We start from the raw sequence: 17970 nt of genomic DNA, 5'->3' as shown, positions 1-17970 counted from the left end.
TGTTCCTTGTTAGTAGCATGAGATGGCAAGTGTCGGTATCCCGTCAGTTAAAAATGAGCCATCAAGCTTTTTTTAAATAATCAGTTGGCTATTCTAGGACAAAGAGCGAAAGAAAATTTGGTACAAAAGGCTATTTTTACGAAAAAGCCGAAAAAACTCATTTGTTTTTTCGGCTTCTGAACCCAGTTAAGACAATAACATCTCGTCCGTTACGACACCGGCACCCTTTTCAAAAAGGGCCAGTAGATCTGGAACCGTTAACTTTGATTTTTCTTCCTCTTTCACATCCACCACAACACGGCCTTGATGCATCATGATCAAGCGGTTGCCAAAACGAAGAGCATCACGCATATTGTGAGTGATCATGAGTGTGGTGAGGTGGTCGGCTTTCACCAATCGTTCTGTCAATTGGAGTACTTTTTCTGCCGTCTTGGGGTCAAGCGCTGCCGTATGTTCATCGAGCAGCAAAAGTCTAGGTTTGACAAGCGTTGCCATTAACAGCGTCAGGGCTTGTCTTTGACCTCCGGAAAGCAAGCCAACATGGGCGCTCATTCGATCTTCCAGGCCCAATCCCAATTCTCTGAGAGCTTCCTTAAATTGAGTTGTTCTTTGTGTTTGAAAACTCCACCGAAGTCCGAGTTTTTTCCCTCTCCATGAAGCAAGCGCTAAATTTTCTTCAATCATCATTTTGCTGGCGGTGCCTTTCATGGGGTCTTGGAAAACTCGGCCGATATATTGGGCCCGCTCATGTTCGGGCATTCGGGTGACATCAGTGTCATCAATTCGAATTTGCCCCTGATCAATGTAAAAAGCGCCAGCGATGGCATTTAATAACGTTGATTTCCCTGCGCCGTTTGATCCGATGACAGTGGCAAAATCACCGTCTTGGAGAGTTAGAGAAACACCCTGCAAAGCGCGTTTTTCATTAACACTGCCTGGGAAAAATGTTTTGTGAATATTGTCGATCGTGAGCATGAACTTCTCCAGGTGGTGTTAGGCGCGGCGTTGGCGTTCGAGCCATTTTTCTCGAATTAAAGGCATGGACAGAGCTAAGGCCACAAGCAGCGCGGTAAAAAGTTTCAGATCATTAGGTGGCATTCCCAGTTGCAAAACGACAGCAATGACTAAGCGGTAAACAATGGAGCCTAAAATAACGGAGATGAGACAATTCTTAAAGCTCTTTGTCCCGAAAAGCACTTCCCCAATAATGACAGAGGCTAAACCAATAACGATGGTGCCAGTACCCATGCCGACATCGGCAAAACCGTTGGATTGCGCGACGAGAGCCCCGGAGAGCGCGACTAAAGCGTTACTGATTAATAAGCCTAAAACAATCATTCGATTGGTGTTGACACCCTGTGCGCGGGCCATCTGGGAATTGCACCCTGTCGCACGGATTGCTGTGCCAATTTCTGTACCAAAAAACCAGTACATAAGACAACCAATGAACACAGCAGCAACAACGCCCACGGTCAGCATGGCAACCGTTGCGCTCATTCCGAAAGATTCTGCATAGGAGAAGATGGTATCGACGCGCAGCAGCGCAACATTGGCCTTCCCCATTACGTGCAGGTTGACGGAGTAAAGGCCAATCATGGTAAGAATCCCGGCTAAAAGGGCGGGGATTTTCAGTCGCGTTGTGAAAAAGCCCGTTACGATACCGGCCAGTGCTCCCGCGATGGCAGCTAGAAAAAAGGCAATGAGCATGCCATAGCCGTTGACAAGCGCAGTCGCTGCAACGGCAGCTCCGAGCGGAAAGCTTCCTTCAACCGACAAATCTGCAATATCAAGAACGCGAAAGGTTATGTATACACCTAGAGCCAAGAGCGCCCACAAAAGACCTTGCGCGACGGTAGGTATCAAAATATCAATCATTTTCTCTGTGTCAAACACCCCGCTGTTCTACAAAGAGCAACGGGGATATAAATATTCAATCGAATTAGTAGCGAACCAACTCTGCGTTCTTCGCGAGAGAGTCCGAAATTTTGACGCCGAGTTTTTCTGCTACGGATGCGTTGATTTTGGCCTTAAATTCTGTTTGGAAACGAATGGCCATGTTTTGCGGCTGAGCCTTGCCTTGCAATATATCAGCACCCATATCGCCCGCAATGCGGCCGAGATTGTAGTAATCCACGCCGACCGTTGCCAGGCCGCCACCCTTTAGCATACCTTCTTCACCCGTGATGATGCCGATACCGGCAGGCGTTGTGATTTTGGTGAGAACGGGCATGGCCGAAGCAATAATGTTGTCAGTCGGCACATAAATGACATCGACTTTGTCGAGCATGCTCTGGGCTGTTTGCTGGACATCATTCACGGAGGAAACAGTCAATTCCACCAACGTAAGGCCACGCTTTTGGACCTCTTCTTTTAGAATTTTTGCCTGAAATTGAGAGTTAATTTCCGAGCTGTTGTAGATTGTGCCGATACGCTTGGCATCGGGAACCAATTCAAGCATCAGTTTGACTTGTGCAGCCACGGGGTTCAAATCAGAAGAACCTGTCACATTCGTATCGGGCTTTTGGTTAGATTTAACGAGTTTAGCTACCTCAAAATCAGTAACCGCTGTCGCGACAATCGGCGTTTTATCCGTAGCATTGGCGACGACTTGAGCAGCGGGGGTAGCGATGGCAAAAATCAGGGGATATTTTTGAGTGACAAAACGCTGGGCGATATTGCCGAGGTTGGATTGATCAGCTTGAGCGTTTTGTTGGTCAAATTCCACATTTAATCCGCGAGCTTTAACGGCATCAACAATTCCGCGATTGGCTTCATCAAGAGCAGGGTGTTCAACTAACTGAACAAGACCCACGGTCGTGGAAGTTTTTGACGGGTCAGCCGGAGCACTTTTTTCTTCTCCGCAACCCGATAAAGCGATAAGACTTGCCGTGATAACGGCGGCAAGGGCAACTTTCCTGATTTTCATAGCCTATCCTTTGTTTTAGGTTCGGTCCTGCGCGAAAAATAGTCAGACAGTAAAGGGAGCGCAGTCCGATTTCTTCGGTAAGCCGACGGTTTTATTTAATCGGCGTTAGGCGCGGCCTACCACCCTTTGTAAGGTGACCGCTTCAGGTCATGTTATCACGATTGTGTTCTGAATCTGTTTTTGAATACGAAAGACCTAGGGATGTTTATTTATTTTGGAAAAAATCAGGCTGTTGAGTGAAAAACTAGGAACAAAAATAAAGATTGAAAACGGAATTGGTACCGTAGAGTTGAAAGAAGCGTTTCATTGGCCAGTGTTTTTCTCACCGGCCAATGAAGGCAAAGTTAAATTCCAGAAATAAGAACCGTGATGACGAGGATAGGTGCAAAAATAGCGATGCTCCAGCGCAAAATTGAGTAGGTTGTTTCGCTGTGCAGATGTGACTTATCCCCAGAAATGAAAGGCTTGATTTGAGACCATGCGATCCAACTGGAAAGCACAGCGATCATTAAGCCGCCAATCGGTAAGCTGATGTTGCTCGTCAAATAATCGATCCAGTCAAAAAACGTCTTTCCAAGCCACTTGGTATCTGCGAGTGGACCAAATGAAAGGGCGCTGAAAGAGCCGACAATCATCAGGCCCACTGTTGTGACAACCACGGCTTTAGGACGGCTCCATTTCCACTCGTCATGCAAGAAGGCTACATCAATTTCGAGCATTGAAACGGAACTGGTGATGGCTGCCACTAATAAGCAGGCATAAAAAGTGATGGCAAAGAAATTCCCCAAAGGCATCTGAGCAAAAATAGCCGGCATGGTGACAAAGGTCAGACCGGGACCTGCACTAGGATCCAATCCGAAAGCAAAAACCGCCGGCATAACCATCAGGGCACCGAGTAAGGAGCTGATGATGGTTAAAAAAGCAATCCAAGCGGACGAGCCAATCAGGTCGACTTTACTGTCCAAATAACTGCCGTAAGTAAGCATGCAGCCGCTGCCCAAACACAAAGAGAAGAAAGTAAAGCCCATGGTCGAGAGCAGGGCATCGAAGGTGAAGGCTTGAGGATTCCAACTGAAAAGATACTCAATGCCTTGGAATGCGCCCGGTAAAAAAAGCGAGCGCACGATAATGATCAACATCAAAATGAATAACAGTGGCATGAGAACTTTAGATAGCCGCTCAATACCGCTACTCACACCATAGGCGACCACCCAAGCTGTAATAATTAAAAAGAGTGCCTGATAACCGATGGCCAATTCTGGATCACCCGATATTGAGGCAAAGTGAGCCCCCAGTTGAGCTTGATCGGCGACGAGTCCAGCGCCTAAACAAGCGTTGACGAAATACGCGATTGTCCAACCGCCGATGGCAGAATAAAAGCTAAGAATCAAAAAACCTGTAATGACGCCCAAATAGCCGGCACGGCCCCAATTTTTGCCACCTAATTTTCTGAAAGCCGTGACAATGCAACCAGCCCCGGCACGACCAACGGTCAGTTCCGCAATCAGCAGCACCAGACCGATTGTGAATGTCAGCACAATAAAGGGGAATAAGAAAGCGGAGCCACCGTTAGAGCCTACGAGATAGGGGAATTTCCAAATTGCCCCCAACCCTACGGCCGCTCCGGCACTTGCAAGCACAAAACCTAATCGAGAACCCCATGTAGAACGATCACTCATGACACATGAACCTATGAAAACGCGCCCGGCCATCCTCGGCTCGGGCGCTTCAGAATGATGCTTAAATTGTAGCCTAAATGCCCGAAATCAAAACAATGACAACAAGTGCCGGAGCTAACAAAGAAATCGTCAGTCGTATCCAGCCGATTGTCAGAACCGAATGATGACGAATGGCAAGCATTTGTTGCTTCATAACGGGCCAAGCCTTCCATCCGGCTAAGGCTGCAATACTGAGACCACCGAGCGGCATCAGAATGTTGGAGCAGACGTAGTCGGAGAAGTCAAAAAGAGACATTCCGTTGATTTCAACCCATGCGAAAGAGCTAAATGAAAGCGCTTGAAGGCTTGCAAAAATGAAAAGTGTGATCCAGCATAACGCCGTTGCCGCCCGCCTGCGCATGCCCCATTCGTTGATAAGGTAAGCAACAACAACTTCCAGCAAGGACACGGAGCTTGTAATAGCTGCAATGAAGAGGCAGACATAAAAAGCGGCCGCCAGCACATCAGCCATTGGCATATGCTCAAAAATCATCGGAATCGTGATAAATACCAAACCGGTTCCGGCGGCCGGATCCATGCCGAAGGCAAAAACCGCGGGAATAATCATGACACCAGCTAAAAGCGCGGCTTGGGTGGATAAAAACGCTACCCATACGGAAGAGCCCGGGATGTCAGTATGAGAACTCAGGTAGGAACCGTAAGTCACCATGATGCCCGCGCCCAGAGACAGCGAAAAGAAGGTAAATCCCATGGCGTTTAGGATCGTGGCTCCGCTGACTTGTTCCCAGTTAAACGAAAATAGGAACTGCATGCCCTCCCAAGAGCCTGGCATCATTAAGGATCGGATGATGATGAAAATCATCAGGATAAACAAAAGTGGCATAAGGTATTTAGCAATTTTTTCAATACCTTTTTCAACCCCTAAGGCGACTACTGCACAAGTCGCCGTTAGGTATAGGAACATGAAAAAAACGTTTACCGTTCCGTTGCCTACCAATGCTTTGAAATGATCAGAGAGAATTTTCGGGTCACCATTGACAACATTGCCGGCAAAAGAATCAAACAAATAGGAAACGCACCAACCGCCGATGACGGAGTAATAGGTCAAAATAATGTAGGCATTTAAGACAGCGATACCGCCGACAATGCCAAAAAAGGGACCGCCTACTTTCTTTAACGCATGAACGGCAGAACCTCTGCCTGCTCGCCCCATGGCACATTCGGCCATGACCAAAACGATGCCGATCGTAAAGGTGAAAACTAAAAAGGGGACAATAAAAGCAGCTCCGCCGTTAGTGCCGGCCCAAAAAGGGAATTTCCATATGGCGCCTAAGCCAATGGCGGAACTGGCAGAGGCAAGAATGAACCCGAGACGGGAACTCCAAACGGTGTCAGCAATGCTGTTGTCAGATGCCATCGTTTTTCCTTTTTTTTCTCAATCTGATTTCTGAGGGAATGATTGCAGATCACCCATTTTAGTGGAGTGGTCAAATGAAAACGAATTTCATCTAGGCGCTTTTTACTAGACTGATTTTGTTTTCAGTTCAACGAAAAGCAACGGATAGGATTGGTCAGAAAAAGGCGATGAACGTTTACGTCCATCGCCCTTGAAATGATTAGAAGGAGGATTCAAAACGACGTTTAACGTCTTTGACATTGCTGACCTGTCGTAGGCTTCGCATCACACGCATCAGTTGAATACGATTGTCTACCTGAACAAGAAGTTGCAATTCAGGATCATTTAAGTCGTCCGGAATATTCATCCCGACAATAGACGAGCCTTCTTGTGCAACGGCTTGCGTGGCCTGCAAGATGGCCGGGCGAATATCGTTGACTTTAATATCAATCGGTACCGTGAAGTGGTGGTTAGTCGCTTCAGTCCAAGAGGCCTCTTCCCAACGTTCCGCGTTATTGTTGCGGCCTTGTTGAGCATGAATACAGGAGGCCCGGTGAACCGTGATGCCGTGTCCGGCGCGTTCAAACGCACAAATGTCATCGCCCCAGACCGGATGACAGCATCGAGCAATTTGAGCGCTTTGCCGTTTGCCGTTAACCATGACTTCGATACCATCTTCAGTTTTAGCCGGTTCTCGTTCCTCATCGGACAGGGCTTGCAGACGGTGCAGCACGACAACGAAACTGGCTTTGCCGGAGCCCACAAGGGAATAGAGCGATGCGCGAGAGTCAACATCGTGCTCTTTCATCACAGTGTTCCAAATCTCATCGGAAACACTGTCAAGAGAAAAATGGGCAGCTTCGGCCTCTTCTTCAAGGACTTTGCGTCCAATCTTGACAGCACTGTCAAAATCCAGTGAACGAAGGTATTGACGGACTTCTGCGCGAGCTTTGCCGCTTCGGACAAATCCGAGCCAACGGGGATCCGGGTGAGAAAGCGAGCTTGTTGCGATTTCCACCATGTCACCATTGGACAATTTTGTATCGATATCTCTTACTTGACCGTTAATTCGGCACTCGCGAACATGACTGCCCACGTCCGAGTGAATCTGGTAGGCAAAGTCAATCGGTGTGCAGTCTTGCGGCAAAGAGATAATTTTGCCTTTCGGAGTGAATACATAAATGCGATCGGGGAAAAGATCGGCTTTAATATTTTCGTAAAACTCGCTTGTGTCGGAAGACTTTTGCTGCAAATCCAACAGAGACTGCAACCAAGCGTGGGTGAGCGTCTGGATATCGCTTTCGCTACCGCGGTTGAGCCAGTGAGTGAGGATCCCTTGCTCGGCGATGTCATTCATCTTCTCGGTGCGGATCTGAAATTCAACCGGCGTACCCTGAGGGCCGATCACGGTGGTGTGCAAACCTTGGTATCCATTACTTTTCGGAATGGCAATAAAGTCCTTAAAGCGTGACTGAACAGGCTTGTACATCATGTGTAAAGCACCCAATGTCCGATAACAATCTTCACGGGTACTCACGATGACTCTGAAACCGTAGATATCAAAAACTTCCGAGAAGGAAAGCTTTTTGATGCGCATCTGGTTGTAAATTCCGTAGCACGTTTTTTCTCGCCCTAAAACGCGGCCTTTGATGTTGGCGCGCTCCAACATGCGCTTGGTGTCATTCAGAATTTCTTCCAAGGCGGGCCGACGATTCTTACGAGCGGCAATCAGCTCTTTATAGAGAACTTCATAGCGACGGGGATAATAGTTTTGCAGGCACAACTCCTGCAATTCACGAAAAGCGTGATTGATGCCCAAATGATGGGCCATCGGAACATAGATGTCGAGCGTTTCCTTGGCAATGCGACGGCGTTTTTCCGGGCGCATGACTCCTAGGGTTCTGAGATTGTGCAGACGGTCAGCCAGTTTAACCAGAATAACGCGCACGTCTTTGCTCATAGCCAAGAGCATTTTCTTAAAGCTTTCGGCCTGAGCAATTTCATTGGATGAAAACTTAAGCTTATCGAGTTTTGAGACACCATCAACAATTTCGGCCGTAACCGTGCCGAATTTTTTAGCCATTTCATTTTTTGAGTGACCAGTGTCTTCGAGAACATCGTGCATCAAACCGGCCTGAATGGCCGCGCAGTCCAAATGCCATTCGGCAAGAATACAAGCGACCGAGATCGGGTGAGTGATGTAAGGTTCGCCCGACTTTCGGAATTGACCCAGGTGGGCGTCATCGGCATATCGGTAAGCTTCTTTGATTTTTTCCAGATCCGACGGACTCATGTACTTTGAACACAGTTCGATGAGGGAGGCCGCCGTGGCAATGCCGGCTTTTTTTGTCGTTGTGACAAGCGGAAGCTCTGTTTGCTCTTCTTTGTGAGCGGGCGACGGAGAAGAGTTCGATTCGCCCCTTAAAACGGACTGACGAATCGAGGCGAGAATATCGGTTGAGCCGGTTTGTAAGTATTTCGGTACCATACAGCACCTCTTTTTTATTGACTCGCCTCTGCTTGCATTCGTACTTCAATAATTAGTTAAACGCGGTAAGCAGAAGTTTAGAAAACAAAAAAGCGAAGTCAGGCTCTAACCTTTACTTCGCTTTTTTCTTGGATTAAGAAATGCGCTTGAACATTTCATCCTTGGAGATTTCACCGGCGGCAATCTCACGCAAGGCGAGTACCGTGGGTTTATCCTTTGCATCCACGCGGGCAACCGCACCGGAGGACAATTGGCGAGCACGCTGAGCAGCGGCTAAAACCAATTCAAAACGATTGGTGATCTTTTTCAAGCAATCTTCAACAGTTACACGAGCCATATTTTTTTCAATAAAAAGAAAATAACCAAGTATTCCACTTAATTTAAAAGCGGAATACCCAAATGTTTGAACGTTTCACGTTCCCGCACCGCCTGAGTCTTAAAACTTAAACGCGATGCACGCACAATAGCGATCAAGTCACCCGTTGCACGATCAAAATCATCGTTAATTATAACGTAGTCGAACTCTCCCGCATGCACCATTTCGGCACCGGCCCCTGCCAAACGTCTGGCGATGACCTCATCGGAATCCGTTCCTCTTTTATTCAGGCGAGCTCGGAGTGCGTCAACCGAAGGCGGCAAAATAAAAATACCGACAACATCCGGAAAAAGCCGCTTAACTTGCAGCGCCCCTTGCCAATCGATCTCTAGCAATACATCGTGCCCTTTTTCAAGCTCTTCGGCAATCCATTTCTTTGAGGTTCCGTAGTAGTTACCATGAACATAGGCCCATTCCAGAAATGCATTGTCCTCTTTGAGTTTTTCGAAAGCTTCCACAGACACAAAGTGATATTCTCTGCCGTTTTCCTCTCCGGGACGTGGCGCTCGCGTTGTGTGTGAAATAGACAAGTGAACTGTCGGGTCAGCTTTCAAAAGCGCTGCGACAAGCGATGATTTTCCGGCTCCAGAAGGAGCGGTGACTAAAAACAAACGACCGGCTTTTTGATCTAGCATAAGTGGCCTCTTGGGTTAATCTAATAATTCTAGCGAACTTACCGCTTAAAAAGATCAAGTCCGAATGATTTTAAGAGTTCACAGGTTTCGAAAACCGGCAATCCCATAATGCCGCTGTAGGAACCTTTTATTTCCGAGATAAACGCTCCGGCTAGTCCTTGAATACCGTAGCCACCCGCTTTGTCATAGGGTTGAGCGGTTTGAACGTAAGCGGAAATCTCCTCGTGACTGAGGGTCTTAAAGCGCACTTCAGAGATGCTGACAGCTTGCTTGAGATTGTTTTCACTGGTTCCGACACAGATGGCCGTGCGGACTTCATGTACACGTCCGGAAAGACGTTCCAGAAACGAGTAGGCCTCTTGTTCATTATCGGGTTTGCCTAAGATATCCCGATCAACAATAACGGTTGTATCGGCCGACAAAAGCGGCAGCATAGGTCGGTTTTCGCGACGGATTTTTTCAAAGGCGATCAAAGCCTTTTCACGGGCTATTCGTACAACGTAATCTTCCGGAGATTCTCCGGGCAGTTGTACCTCGTCGCCTTGAAAATTGCGTAGGGTATGGTCATTGCTGGCTATAACAATAGGGTTAAAGCCGAGCTGCTCTAAAATTTCTTTTCGTCTGGGACTTTTCGAGGCCAGATACAGGGAGAGATTGGCAGACATGGTTAAAGTATCAAGCTCTGTGGTAGGGGTGGTTTGTTAGGATGCTGAAGGCGCGATAAATTTGTTCGGCCAACATCACTCGCGCCATCGCGTGAGGCAGAGTCATGGATGACAGTCTCATGAGCATTCGAGCTTGGGCTTTGAGTTCCGGATCGAGACCATCTGCGCCTCCAATGAGAAAACAAAGCGACTCGCCTGCATCTCTCCAGGTTCGGATTTTCTTTGCGAAGTCAACAGTTGTCAGATCCTTGCCGTGTTCGTCCATTGCGATGATCAGACTATTGTGAGGAATGGCCGCGCGGATGCGTTCAGCTTCGGTTTTCATGATATTGGCGGTGCTTTGACCGGAACGCAGTTCGGGTTTGACGGCTTTTACGCTTACAACCCAGTCTTTTGGGAAGCGTCCGAGATAATCTTCAACAGCGCTATCCGCCCAAGCGGGTTGACGCAGTCCGACAGCGACGATGGTGATTTTCATGATACAAAAAAGAGCAGGCTGCCCACGCAGCCTGCTACCTAATAATGCGTGTTAGTCTTCGACGATTTTAATGGTCTTTCCGCGCACAACTCGTCTGCGAGCAGTAGCCGGTTTTTCGTCGTCTTTTTCCTTCTTTTCAGAATTCAGTTTAACGTTAACCTTTTTGCCGCCCCAAACCTCTTCGAGGTTGTAGTACTCGCGCATGGCCGGCTGCAAGATATGCACAATGGCTTGACCGCAATCGACCAGCACCCATTCACCGGTATCGGTTCCTTCCATCCCAATGACTTCACCGCCCGCTTCTTTGACTTCATGGCTTACGTTATAACCTAACGCACGGGTCTGACGGTTTGAAGAACCGGTTGCGATGATTACTCGTTCAAATTCAGAGGTGAGGTGTTTTGTGTTGTAGACAACGATATCCTGCGCCTTGACATCATCAAGCGCATTGACAATAACGCGTTGTAATTTACGAATGTCCATAAAAAATCTCAAATTGGTTTAACTGATAGAAGAAATTGTATCAGTCTTTCGTTTTCTCATTTAAGTAGAGGAATTGAAATACTTTTTCAGGCAATGCGGTTTTTAAAAAGGGATTAAACCAATCATGGTGATCGATGAGTTGGCGAATTCGACTTGAATCAATATCAAGTGCCGGCATGGGGAGCATTGTGACAGATATTTTTTGATCTTCTATAAAACGGGCCACTTCTTCTGCAGCGTGGGCAGTTTTTCCATTTCGGTTGAAAACAACCAAAGAGACATAGTCAAAAATTTTTTGCCAATCTTTCCACGTATGAAAGTTACTCCATTGATCTGAACCTATCAGGTAGAAGCGCTCATCATCGGGGTATTCAGCAGCCAATTCTCGCACGGTGTCAATGGAATAAGAAAGTGTTTTTCGATCCAATTCTCTGGTATCCACAGACATCCCGGCGCGGTCAGTCAGGGCAAGGCGAAGTAGCCGGACTCTGGTTTCAGAAGGCATCAAGTCGCGACTCTCCTTTTGCCAGGGGTTGGCAGGCAACCAGCAAAGGTGGTCAAGATGAAGTGTTCGAAAAGCCTCATTGGCCAAAGCCAAGTGACCTTCATGAACAGGATTAAAGGTTCCGCCGAAAAAACCTAGCCGCATAAAGAAAAAGCGGGAAAGGAACACTTTCCCGCCATTGAAACGTTACTTCATTGCCCGATAACCGATATCGGAGCGATATTGCATTCCGTCAAAATGGACTTTTTTAACGCCATCATAGGCCACGCGAGCGGCTTCCTTGACGGTCAGTCCCAACCCAACGACGCAAAGGACGCGGCCGCCGGAAACAACGGTCAATCCATCTTGCTTTTTCGTGCCGGCATGGAAAATATGAAGGCTGTCGCCATCGGCAGGAAGCATGGTGATCTGGGCGCCTTTTTCTGGCTTTTCCGGGTAACCCTTGGCGGCACAGACAACACCTAAAGCCACCCGGTTATCCCATTGAGCTTCAACGGTGTCCAAACGACCGTCGATAGCTGCTTCGATTAGGTCAACGAAGGACGATGTGAGACGACTCATGATGGGTTGAGTTTCAGGATCACCCATACGGCAGTTAAATTCGAGGGTCTTTACGACACTGTTGCCTTCACTGTCACGGTCGATCATTAAACCGGCATAAAGGAATCCGGTAAAGGGGATGCCATCGGCAGCCATGCCGTCTACCGTCGGTCGGATGATTTCCCGCATGACTTGTTCATGAATTTGAGGAGTCACGATCGGCGCGGGGGAATAGGCTCCCATACCGCCCGTATTCGGGCCCATATCGTGGTCAAGCAAGCGTTTGTGGTCTTGGCTGGAAGCCATCGGTAAGATGTGCTGACCGTCAACCATGACGATAAAACTGGCTTCTTCGCCCTTTAAGAAATCTTCGATAACGACTCGAGCCCCAGCCGCTCCGAAAGCGTTGCCCTCAAGCATGCTGTCAATCGCTTCGTGGGCTTGTGCGAGATCCATGGCGACAATGACGCCCTTGCCAGCAGCCAAGCCATCGGCTTTGATTACGATCGGTGCTCCCTTTTTTTCAACATAGGCATGGGCAGCATCGGCATCGGTAAACGTTTCGTAGTCTGCCGTGGGCACTCCATGACGTTTCATGAATGCTTTAGCGAAATCTTTGGAACTTTCCAATTGGGCTGCTGCCTTTGTCGGCCCGAAAATCTTCAAGCCATTGGCTCGGAAATAATCGACAATCCCCGCCGCCAGAGGAGCTTCCGGACCAACCACCGTGAAGCGCACGTCATTGGTTTTGACAAAGTCTGCCAAACGAGCAATGTCGGATTCTGGTACATTGATCAGCTTTTTCGTTAAAGCCGTACCAGCATTACCAGGGGCCACATAAACCGTTTCTACACGGTCGTCTTGAGCCAAACGCCAAGCAATCGCGTGTTCGCGACCGCCACTACCGACAACGAGAATCTTCATGGGAGCTCCTCCAAAGGGGAAGTTTTAGTCTTCAAAAACAGCAGTTGTATAGACTTGTTGAACGTCGTCCAAGTCTTCCAAAGCATCAATCAAACGTTGCATACGTTCGGCATCTTCGCCGCTTAAAGACGTTTCATTTAAAGCCTTCATTGTGACTTCAGCCATTTCAGGCTTCATCCCGGCTTTTTCGAAAGCATCGTTAACGGCTTCGAAAGCTTGGGGATCACAAACCACTTCAATGCCGCCTTCTTCATCAACGATAACGTCATCGGCTCCGGCGTCAAGCGCAACGGTCATCACTTCATCTTCAGTGGCAGTGCCCGGAGCGAAGAGGAATTGACCGCAGTGTTTAAACATGAAGGAAACAGAACCTTCTGCGCCGAGGTTGCCGCCATTTTTACTCAGGATGTGGCGGACATCAGCTACCGTACGGGTGCGGTTATCTGTTGCGGCATCAATGATCAAAGCCGCGCCGCCCACGCCGTAACCTTCGTAGCGGGCTTCTTCAAATTTCACGCCTTCCAACTGGCCGGAGCCCTTCAAGATGGCGTTTTTAATGGTGTCCTTGGGCACATTGCCGGCACGGGCCTTTAAAAGAGCAAGACGCAGACGGGAGTTGCTGTCGGGGTCAGCGCCGTTGCGCGCGGCAACCATGATTTCGCGGACCAGTTTAGTCCACAAGTTGGAGCGCTTGGCGTCTTGACGGCCTTTACGGTGTTGAATATTTGCCCATTTAGAGTGTCCGGACATGGAAAATTTCCTTTCAAAAACAATCAATCAGGTTAACAAGCCTGCCCCTGTGGCAGGCAGATGTAAAGCTTAAATATTTTACTCGTCATACGCTTCTTTGTCTGCAAAACTATCTCTTTGATTTGTAGTTTTTTTCTTCACAGAAAACGGCCAGTCACGCTGTTGGGGTTTTTTCGAATATCGTCAGGCGTTCCCATTGCAACGATGCGTCCGCCAGCGTCTCCTCCGCCGGGCCCCATATCAATCAGATAATCTGCATTGCGGATAATGTCGAGATCATGCTCGATAACAATAACAGTGGCCTGGTTATTAATCAGTTGATCAAAAACTTTCATTAAAACCTGTACGTCTAAAGGGTGCAGGCCAATGGTGGGCTCATCAAACACGAAAACGGTTTGTGATTGGGGCTTACCCATCTCGCTTGCTAATTTCAGCCGCTGAGCCTCTCCTCCTGATAGACTCGGCGTTTCTTCTCCTAATGTCAAATAGCCTAACCCTAAGTTTTGTAGTATCTGCAGGCGCTGAGAAATGATTTTTTCTTGGCTAACGATTTTTAAAACATGGTTAATGTCCATCGACATCAATTCGGGCAAAGAATGCCCTTTGAAATGATTTTCTGAGCGAATTTTCTTTGCTTCATCACTGTAACGGCTGCCTTTGCAGTCTGGACAAGGTATCTCAACGTCCGGTAGAAACTGGACATCGAGACTGATGACACCCGTACCGTCACACAGAGGACAACGCAATTTGCCGGTGTTGTATGAGAAGTCGCCGGCTTTTAGCTGCGCATCTTTTGCCGCAGGCATTTTTGCATAAATTTTCCTCAACTCATCGTGTACGTTGGCATAGGTGGCCACGGTTGATCGAATGTTGATACCAATAGGCGTAGCGTCAATCAGTTTGATATTCGTAATACCAGGGGCAGAGATACTTTTTATGTGTTGAGGCAGCTTTTCTCGGTTAACAGCAGCATTTAAAGCGGGGATGAGACTTTCCAAAACCAAGGTGGTTTTCCCAGAGCCCGAGACCCCGGTGACAACGGTTAACTTTCCCTTTGGGATTTTGACTCGAAGAGGTTTGACGGTGTGAATGCTCTTCGTTTGAAGATCAATCGTTCCTAAATCAAAAAGATTTTCTTTCGAGCTCCGTTTTCGGATGAGCTGTTTGGCCTCAGGGGCGATAAAAGGACCAATTTGGGAATTCGGATTACGCGCAAGTTCGCCGATGGTGCCTTGAGAGATAATTTCCCCGCCGTCAGCCCCTGCCGTTGGCCCCATTTCAATTAACCAGTCGGCAGACTTCAGGATCTGCGTATCGTGATCAACCAAAACAACGGAATTGCCATCAGCGATTAAATCCCGCATCACGCCAATAAGTCCGGTGATATTGCTTGGGTGTAAGCCGATCGAGGGTTCGTCAAGAACGTACAAAACACCGGTCGTACGGTTTCTGACGGCACGAGCCAATTGCATTCGTTGCCGTTCTCCAGTCGATAAAGTACTGGAGGCACGGTCAAGAGACAGATAACCTAATCCCAAATCAAGTAAGCGTTTGGCGACATTTTGAAATGACTCAATGATACTGAGCGCCATGGGACGCATCGGTTCAGGTAATGAATACGGAATGTCCTTAACCCATTCACTCAATTGCGAAAGTGTCATGTGGCAGGCTTCATCTAAGGACAGCCCTTTGAGTTTGGGAGCTCTTGCCATCTCGTTTATGCGCGAGCCGTGGCAATCCGGACAAACACTTTGTTTAAGGAATTTCTCAACGCGTTTCATTCCCTTTTCGTCTTTGACTTTAGCCAGGGCGTTTTCGACCGTATAGACTGCGTTGTAATACGTAAAATCCAATTCTCCGGCTTGTTGAGTGGTTTTCGATTTATAAAGGATATGTTTTTTAATGGCCGGACCGTTATAGACAATGTCTTTTTCTTTATCGGTTAAATCTTTAAAAGGAATATCTGTCCTAACACCCATTGCCCGACAGACATCGGTCATAAGGGACCACATGAGTGAATTCCATGGAGCGACAGCCCCCTGATCGATGCTGAGCGTTTCATCGGGCACAAGCGTTGAACGATCGACAGTTTGTACAATGCCCGTTCCAGAACAGGTTCGACAAGCTCCGAGGCTATTGAAAGCGAGCTCTTCGGCTGATGGGGCAAAAAAATCAGCTCCACAAATCGGACAATGAAGTTTTTCTCCTGCAGCAACTGCTAAGGACGGAGCAACATAGTGACCGTTGGGGCAGCGGTGGTGGGCTAAACGAGAAAACATTAAACGCAGACTGTTGAGCAACTCGGAGCCTGTTCCAAATGTACTCCTGATTCCTGGAACTGCTGGTCTTTGATGAAGCGCAAGAGAGGCAGGGATATAGAGCACCTCGTCAACCTGAGCTTTGGCAGCCTGGGTCATACGCCTTCTTGTATAGGTTGAAAGAGCCTCCAAATACCGTCTGGATCCCTCTGAATACAAGACTCCCAGTGCAAGAGACGATTTCCCGGAGCCTGATACACCAGCAATACCCACAATTTTGTTGAGTGGAATATCGACATCAATATTTTTTAAATTGTGAACTCGAGCGCCGCGAACTTTGATGCAATCAACCATTTTGCCAATTCTCCTCAGACTTCATTATCGCCATGCCGATCAACACTTGCCAATATTTCAAAAAAAGCCCGCAACACCAAACGCGTTGCGGGCTAGTAAGACCTTACCGATCAGTCGGCGCTACTTCATCAAGCGCGTAAGCATTTGAGAGTAGATATTGACACCGATGTCCAAAGAATTTTCGTCAATGTCAAAGTCCGAAGTGTGATGGCCGCCCGTACGATCGGAACCTAACACAAAGTAAGCAGCCTTGCCGCCGTGAGCCTGCACGCGGCGAGCCAAAATAGTAGCGTCTTCGGAGCCTCCGAAATTGACTTCGTGCAGCACCTTATTAACGCCTTCAGTATGAGCGCAGACGTCATCGAGCATATCGACCAATTCCTTATCATTAAAGAGGTCAACGGCTTCACCCATTTTTTCGATGTGGTACTCAACAGAGAAGCTCTTGGCAACGCCTTCAACAATGTTTTTGGTTTCGCTTGCCATAAATTGGTTAATTTCACCGGTTTCACCACGAACTTCCATGACAAGTTTTGCGTTAACAGGAATAACGTTGCGGCCTTCTCCGGCGGTAATCTTGCCAACATTCACACGTGTCATGCCGGCGCCGTGACGCGGAATGCCGAGAAGTTGTGTGACACAGTGGCATGCAGCGGCCAGTGCATTTCGTCCGGCATTCGGTTCAATACCGGCGTGTGCAGGACGGCCCTTAAAGGAGATGTCGTATTTGGTTGTGCAGAGGAATCCGACAGGGCTTGTAATGATTTCACCAGACTTAGCCATCATGGCGATGTGGCTAGAGAGGAAGTAGTCGCAATCGTCCACAATGCCGCTAGCGGCAACGGCGGCGGCCCCGCGTACGCCTTCTTCTGCCGGTTGGAACACGATTTTAAGCTTTCCGTTTAACTGGTTTTTATGTTCCATGGCCCAACGAGCAATAGCCAAGCCAGTGGAGATGTGAGAGTCATGACCGCAAGCGTGCATTAATCCAGGACGCTTAGAGGCCCAGCCTTCCTTGCTAGCGCGATGTTCGTCAGAGGGATTTTCTGTGACGTTATTGCAGTCAATATCAAAGCGTAAGGCAACTGTTGGACCGGGACGCCCCGTATCCAATACGGCAACGCAGCCTGTTAATTCCTGCATTTCATCGAGCAATTCTTGGCTTACGCCGCGAGCTTTCGCTGTTTCAATGGCCTGAGCAACAAGTTTAGGATCACGTCCCAAACAATCCTTACGAGAGATAACCTTTTCTCCCATCAACACTTCATAGCCTAATTCGCGTAAGTGTTGGACAATAAAAGCCGTTGTACAGAACTCCGTCCAACCTTCTTCGGGAAATTGGTGGAGTTCACGGCGGATACTGATCAGTTGATCGTGATAAGCACATTGAGTCATAGTTTTTCTCCAATTTGAACTGCGACAGAGAGTTCACGCTCTCTGATAAGAAAAATTGTAGTCCTGAAAAAAGAGGGGAAGATTTGAATCTTCCCCTCTTTTGCGTTTAGTTAAGTTC

Annotated in this window: 16 protein-coding genes; all 16 read right to left on the bottom strand. The window is 48.0% G+C overall.

The features are described from left to right. Positions 1 to 186 precede the first annotated feature (186 nt). The 16 genes from NW199_RS05475 to NW199_RS05400 all read right to left on the bottom strand — a co-directional run bounded on the left by NW199_RS05475 (position 187) and on the right by NW199_RS05400 (position 17852). Positions 187 to 975: an ABC transporter ATP-binding protein gene (locus tag NW199_RS05475; protein ID WP_258333883.1), complete on the bottom strand. Its 789-nt coding sequence runs from the start codon at positions 973 to 975 to the stop codon at positions 187 to 189. Between the two features lie 18 nt (positions 976 to 993). After that, on the bottom strand, positions 994 to 1875 hold the full coding sequence (locus NW199_RS05470) for an ABC transporter permease (protein ID WP_258333882.1): 882 nt from the start codon (positions 1873 to 1875) through the stop codon (positions 994 to 996). A gap of 64 nt (positions 1876 to 1939) precedes the next feature. Then, entirely contained in the window at positions 1940 to 2926 is a 987-nt protein-coding gene (locus tag NW199_RS05465) for an ABC transporter substrate-binding protein (RefSeq protein ID WP_258333881.1), read from the bottom strand. A gap of 344 nt (positions 2927 to 3270) precedes the next feature. After that, positions 3271 to 4605 (bottom strand): sodium-dependent transporter, encoded by a 1335-nt coding sequence (locus NW199_RS05460; protein ID WP_258333880.1) that lies wholly within the window; start codon positions 4603 to 4605, stop codon positions 3271 to 3273. 73 nt (positions 4606 to 4678) lie between these two features. Then, a complete protein-coding gene (locus NW199_RS05455) occupies positions 4679 to 6022 on the bottom strand; it encodes a sodium-dependent transporter (RefSeq protein WP_258333879.1) in 1344 nt (447 codons plus the stop codon). Between the two features lie 199 nt (positions 6023 to 6221). Further along, on the bottom strand, positions 6222 to 8489 hold the full coding sequence (locus NW199_RS05450; protein ID WP_258333878.1) for a RelA/SpoT family protein: 2268 nt from the start codon (positions 8487 to 8489) through the stop codon (positions 6222 to 6224). Positions 8490 to 8622: 133 nt separating this feature from the next. After that, complete coding sequence (gene rpoZ, locus NW199_RS05445; protein WP_258333877.1) at positions 8623 to 8826, bottom strand: DNA-directed RNA polymerase subunit omega; 204 nt, start codon at positions 8824 to 8826, stop codon at positions 8623 to 8625. Between the two features lie 38 nt (positions 8827 to 8864). Continuing rightward, a complete protein-coding gene (gmk, locus tag NW199_RS05440) occupies positions 8865 to 9500 on the bottom strand; it encodes a guanylate kinase (protein WP_022472748.1) in 636 nt (211 codons plus the stop codon). A 38-nt stretch (positions 9501 to 9538) separates the two neighbouring features. Beyond that, on the bottom strand, positions 9539 to 10165 hold the full coding sequence (locus NW199_RS05435; protein ID WP_258333876.1) for a Maf family protein: 627 nt from the start codon (positions 10163 to 10165) through the stop codon (positions 9539 to 9541). A gap of 10 nt (positions 10166 to 10175) precedes the next feature. Then, positions 10176 to 10643 carry a 23S rRNA (pseudouridine(1915)-N(3))-methyltransferase RlmH gene (gene rlmH, locus NW199_RS05430; RefSeq protein ID WP_258333875.1) on the bottom strand — a complete coding sequence of 156 codons (468 nt, stop codon included), beginning with the start codon at positions 10641 to 10643 and terminating at the stop codon, positions 10176 to 10178. Between the two features lie 51 nt (positions 10644 to 10694). Next, positions 10695 to 11126, bottom strand: coding sequence for a ribosome silencing factor (gene rsfS, locus NW199_RS05425; RefSeq protein ID WP_258333874.1), 432 nt, complete (start codon positions 11124 to 11126; stop codon positions 10695 to 10697). 40 nt (positions 11127 to 11166) lie between these two features. After that, complete coding sequence (gene nadD, locus NW199_RS05420) at positions 11167 to 11799, bottom strand: nicotinate (nicotinamide) nucleotide adenylyltransferase (protein ID WP_258333873.1); 633 nt, start codon at positions 11797 to 11799, stop codon at positions 11167 to 11169. Positions 11800 to 11817: 18 nt separating this feature from the next. After that, positions 11818 to 13095, bottom strand: a complete 1278-nt coding sequence (purD, locus tag NW199_RS05415) for a phosphoribosylamine--glycine ligase (protein WP_258333872.1) — start codon at positions 13093 to 13095, stop codon at positions 11818 to 11820. A gap of 24 nt (positions 13096 to 13119) precedes the next feature. Further along, a complete protein-coding gene (locus NW199_RS05410) occupies positions 13120 to 13845 on the bottom strand; it encodes a YebC/PmpR family DNA-binding transcriptional regulator (protein WP_022472742.1) in 726 nt (241 codons plus the stop codon). A 137-nt stretch (positions 13846 to 13982) separates the two neighbouring features. Further along, complete coding sequence (locus tag NW199_RS05405) at positions 13983 to 16457, bottom strand: excinuclease ABC subunit UvrA (RefSeq protein WP_258333871.1); 2475 nt, start codon at positions 16455 to 16457, stop codon at positions 13983 to 13985. 120 nt (positions 16458 to 16577) lie between these two features. Further along, a complete protein-coding gene (locus NW199_RS05400) occupies positions 16578 to 17852 on the bottom strand; it encodes an amidohydrolase (protein ID WP_258333870.1) in 1275 nt (424 codons plus the stop codon). Positions 17853 to 17970: the final 118 nt, after the last annotated feature.

It is taken from the genome of Parasutterella secunda (genome assembly GCF_024733725.1).
Taxonomy (GTDB): Bacteria; Pseudomonadota; Gammaproteobacteria; order Burkholderiales; family Burkholderiaceae_F; genus Aphodousia; species Aphodousia faecalis.
Note: the sequence above shows the minus strand (reverse complement) of the source record. Positions and strands in the feature narration are given on the sequence as shown.

What these genes read in the sequence shown, in the direction of transcription:
- NW199_RS05460 (WP_258333880.1), bottom strand. Translation starts at nt 4,605, where the DNA reads ATGAGTGATCGTTCTACATGGGGTTCTCGATTAGGTTTTGTGCTTGCA.
- NW199_RS05435 (WP_258333876.1), bottom strand. Translation starts at nt 10,165, where the DNA reads ATGTCTGCCAATCTCTCCCTGTATCTGGCCTCGAAAAGTCCCAGACGA.
- NW199_RS05475 (WP_258333883.1), bottom strand. Translation starts at nt 975, where the DNA reads ATGCTCACGATCGACAATATTCACAAAACATTTTTCCCAGGCAGTGTT.
- NW199_RS05455 (WP_258333879.1), bottom strand. Translation starts at nt 6,022, where the DNA reads ATGGCATCTGACAACAGCATTGCTGACACCGTTTGGAGTTCCCGTCTC.
- gmk (WP_022472748.1), bottom strand. Translation starts at nt 9,500, where the DNA reads ATGCTAGATCAAAAAGCCGGTCGTTTGTTTTTAGTCACCGCTCCTTCT.
- NW199_RS05410 (WP_022472742.1), bottom strand. Translation starts at nt 13,845, where the DNA reads ATGTCCGGACACTCTAAATGGGCAAATATTCAACACCGTAAAGGCCGT.
- NW199_RS05400 (WP_258333870.1), bottom strand. Translation starts at nt 17,852, where the DNA reads ATGACTCAATGTGCTTATCACGATCAACTGATCAGTATCCGCCGTGAA.
- NW199_RS05465 (WP_258333881.1), bottom strand. Translation starts at nt 2,926, where the DNA reads ATGAAAATCAGGAAAGTTGCCCTTGCCGCCGTTATCACGGCAAGTCTT.
- rpoZ (WP_258333877.1), bottom strand. Translation starts at nt 8,826, where the DNA reads ATGGCTCGTGTAACTGTTGAAGATTGCTTGAAAAAGATCACCAATCGT.
- rlmH (WP_258333875.1), bottom strand. Translation starts at nt 10,643, where the DNA reads ATGAAAATCACCATCGTCGCTGTCGGACTGCGTCAACCCGCTTGGGCG.
- NW199_RS05470 (WP_258333882.1), bottom strand. Translation starts at nt 1,875, where the DNA reads ATGATTGATATTTTGATACCTACCGTCGCGCAAGGTCTTTTGTGGGCG.
- rsfS (WP_258333874.1), bottom strand. Translation starts at nt 11,126, where the DNA reads ATGGACATTCGTAAATTACAACGCGTTATTGTCAATGCGCTTGATGAT.
- purD (WP_258333872.1), bottom strand. Translation starts at nt 13,095, where the DNA reads ATGAAGATTCTCGTTGTCGGTAGTGGCGGTCGCGAACACGCGATTGCT.
- NW199_RS05405 (WP_258333871.1), bottom strand. Translation starts at nt 16,457, where the DNA reads ATGGTTGATTGCATCAAAGTTCGCGGCGCTCGAGTTCACAATTTAAAA.
- NW199_RS05450 (WP_258333878.1), bottom strand. Translation starts at nt 8,489, where the DNA reads ATGGTACCGAAATACTTACAAACCGGCTCAACCGATATTCTCGCCTCG.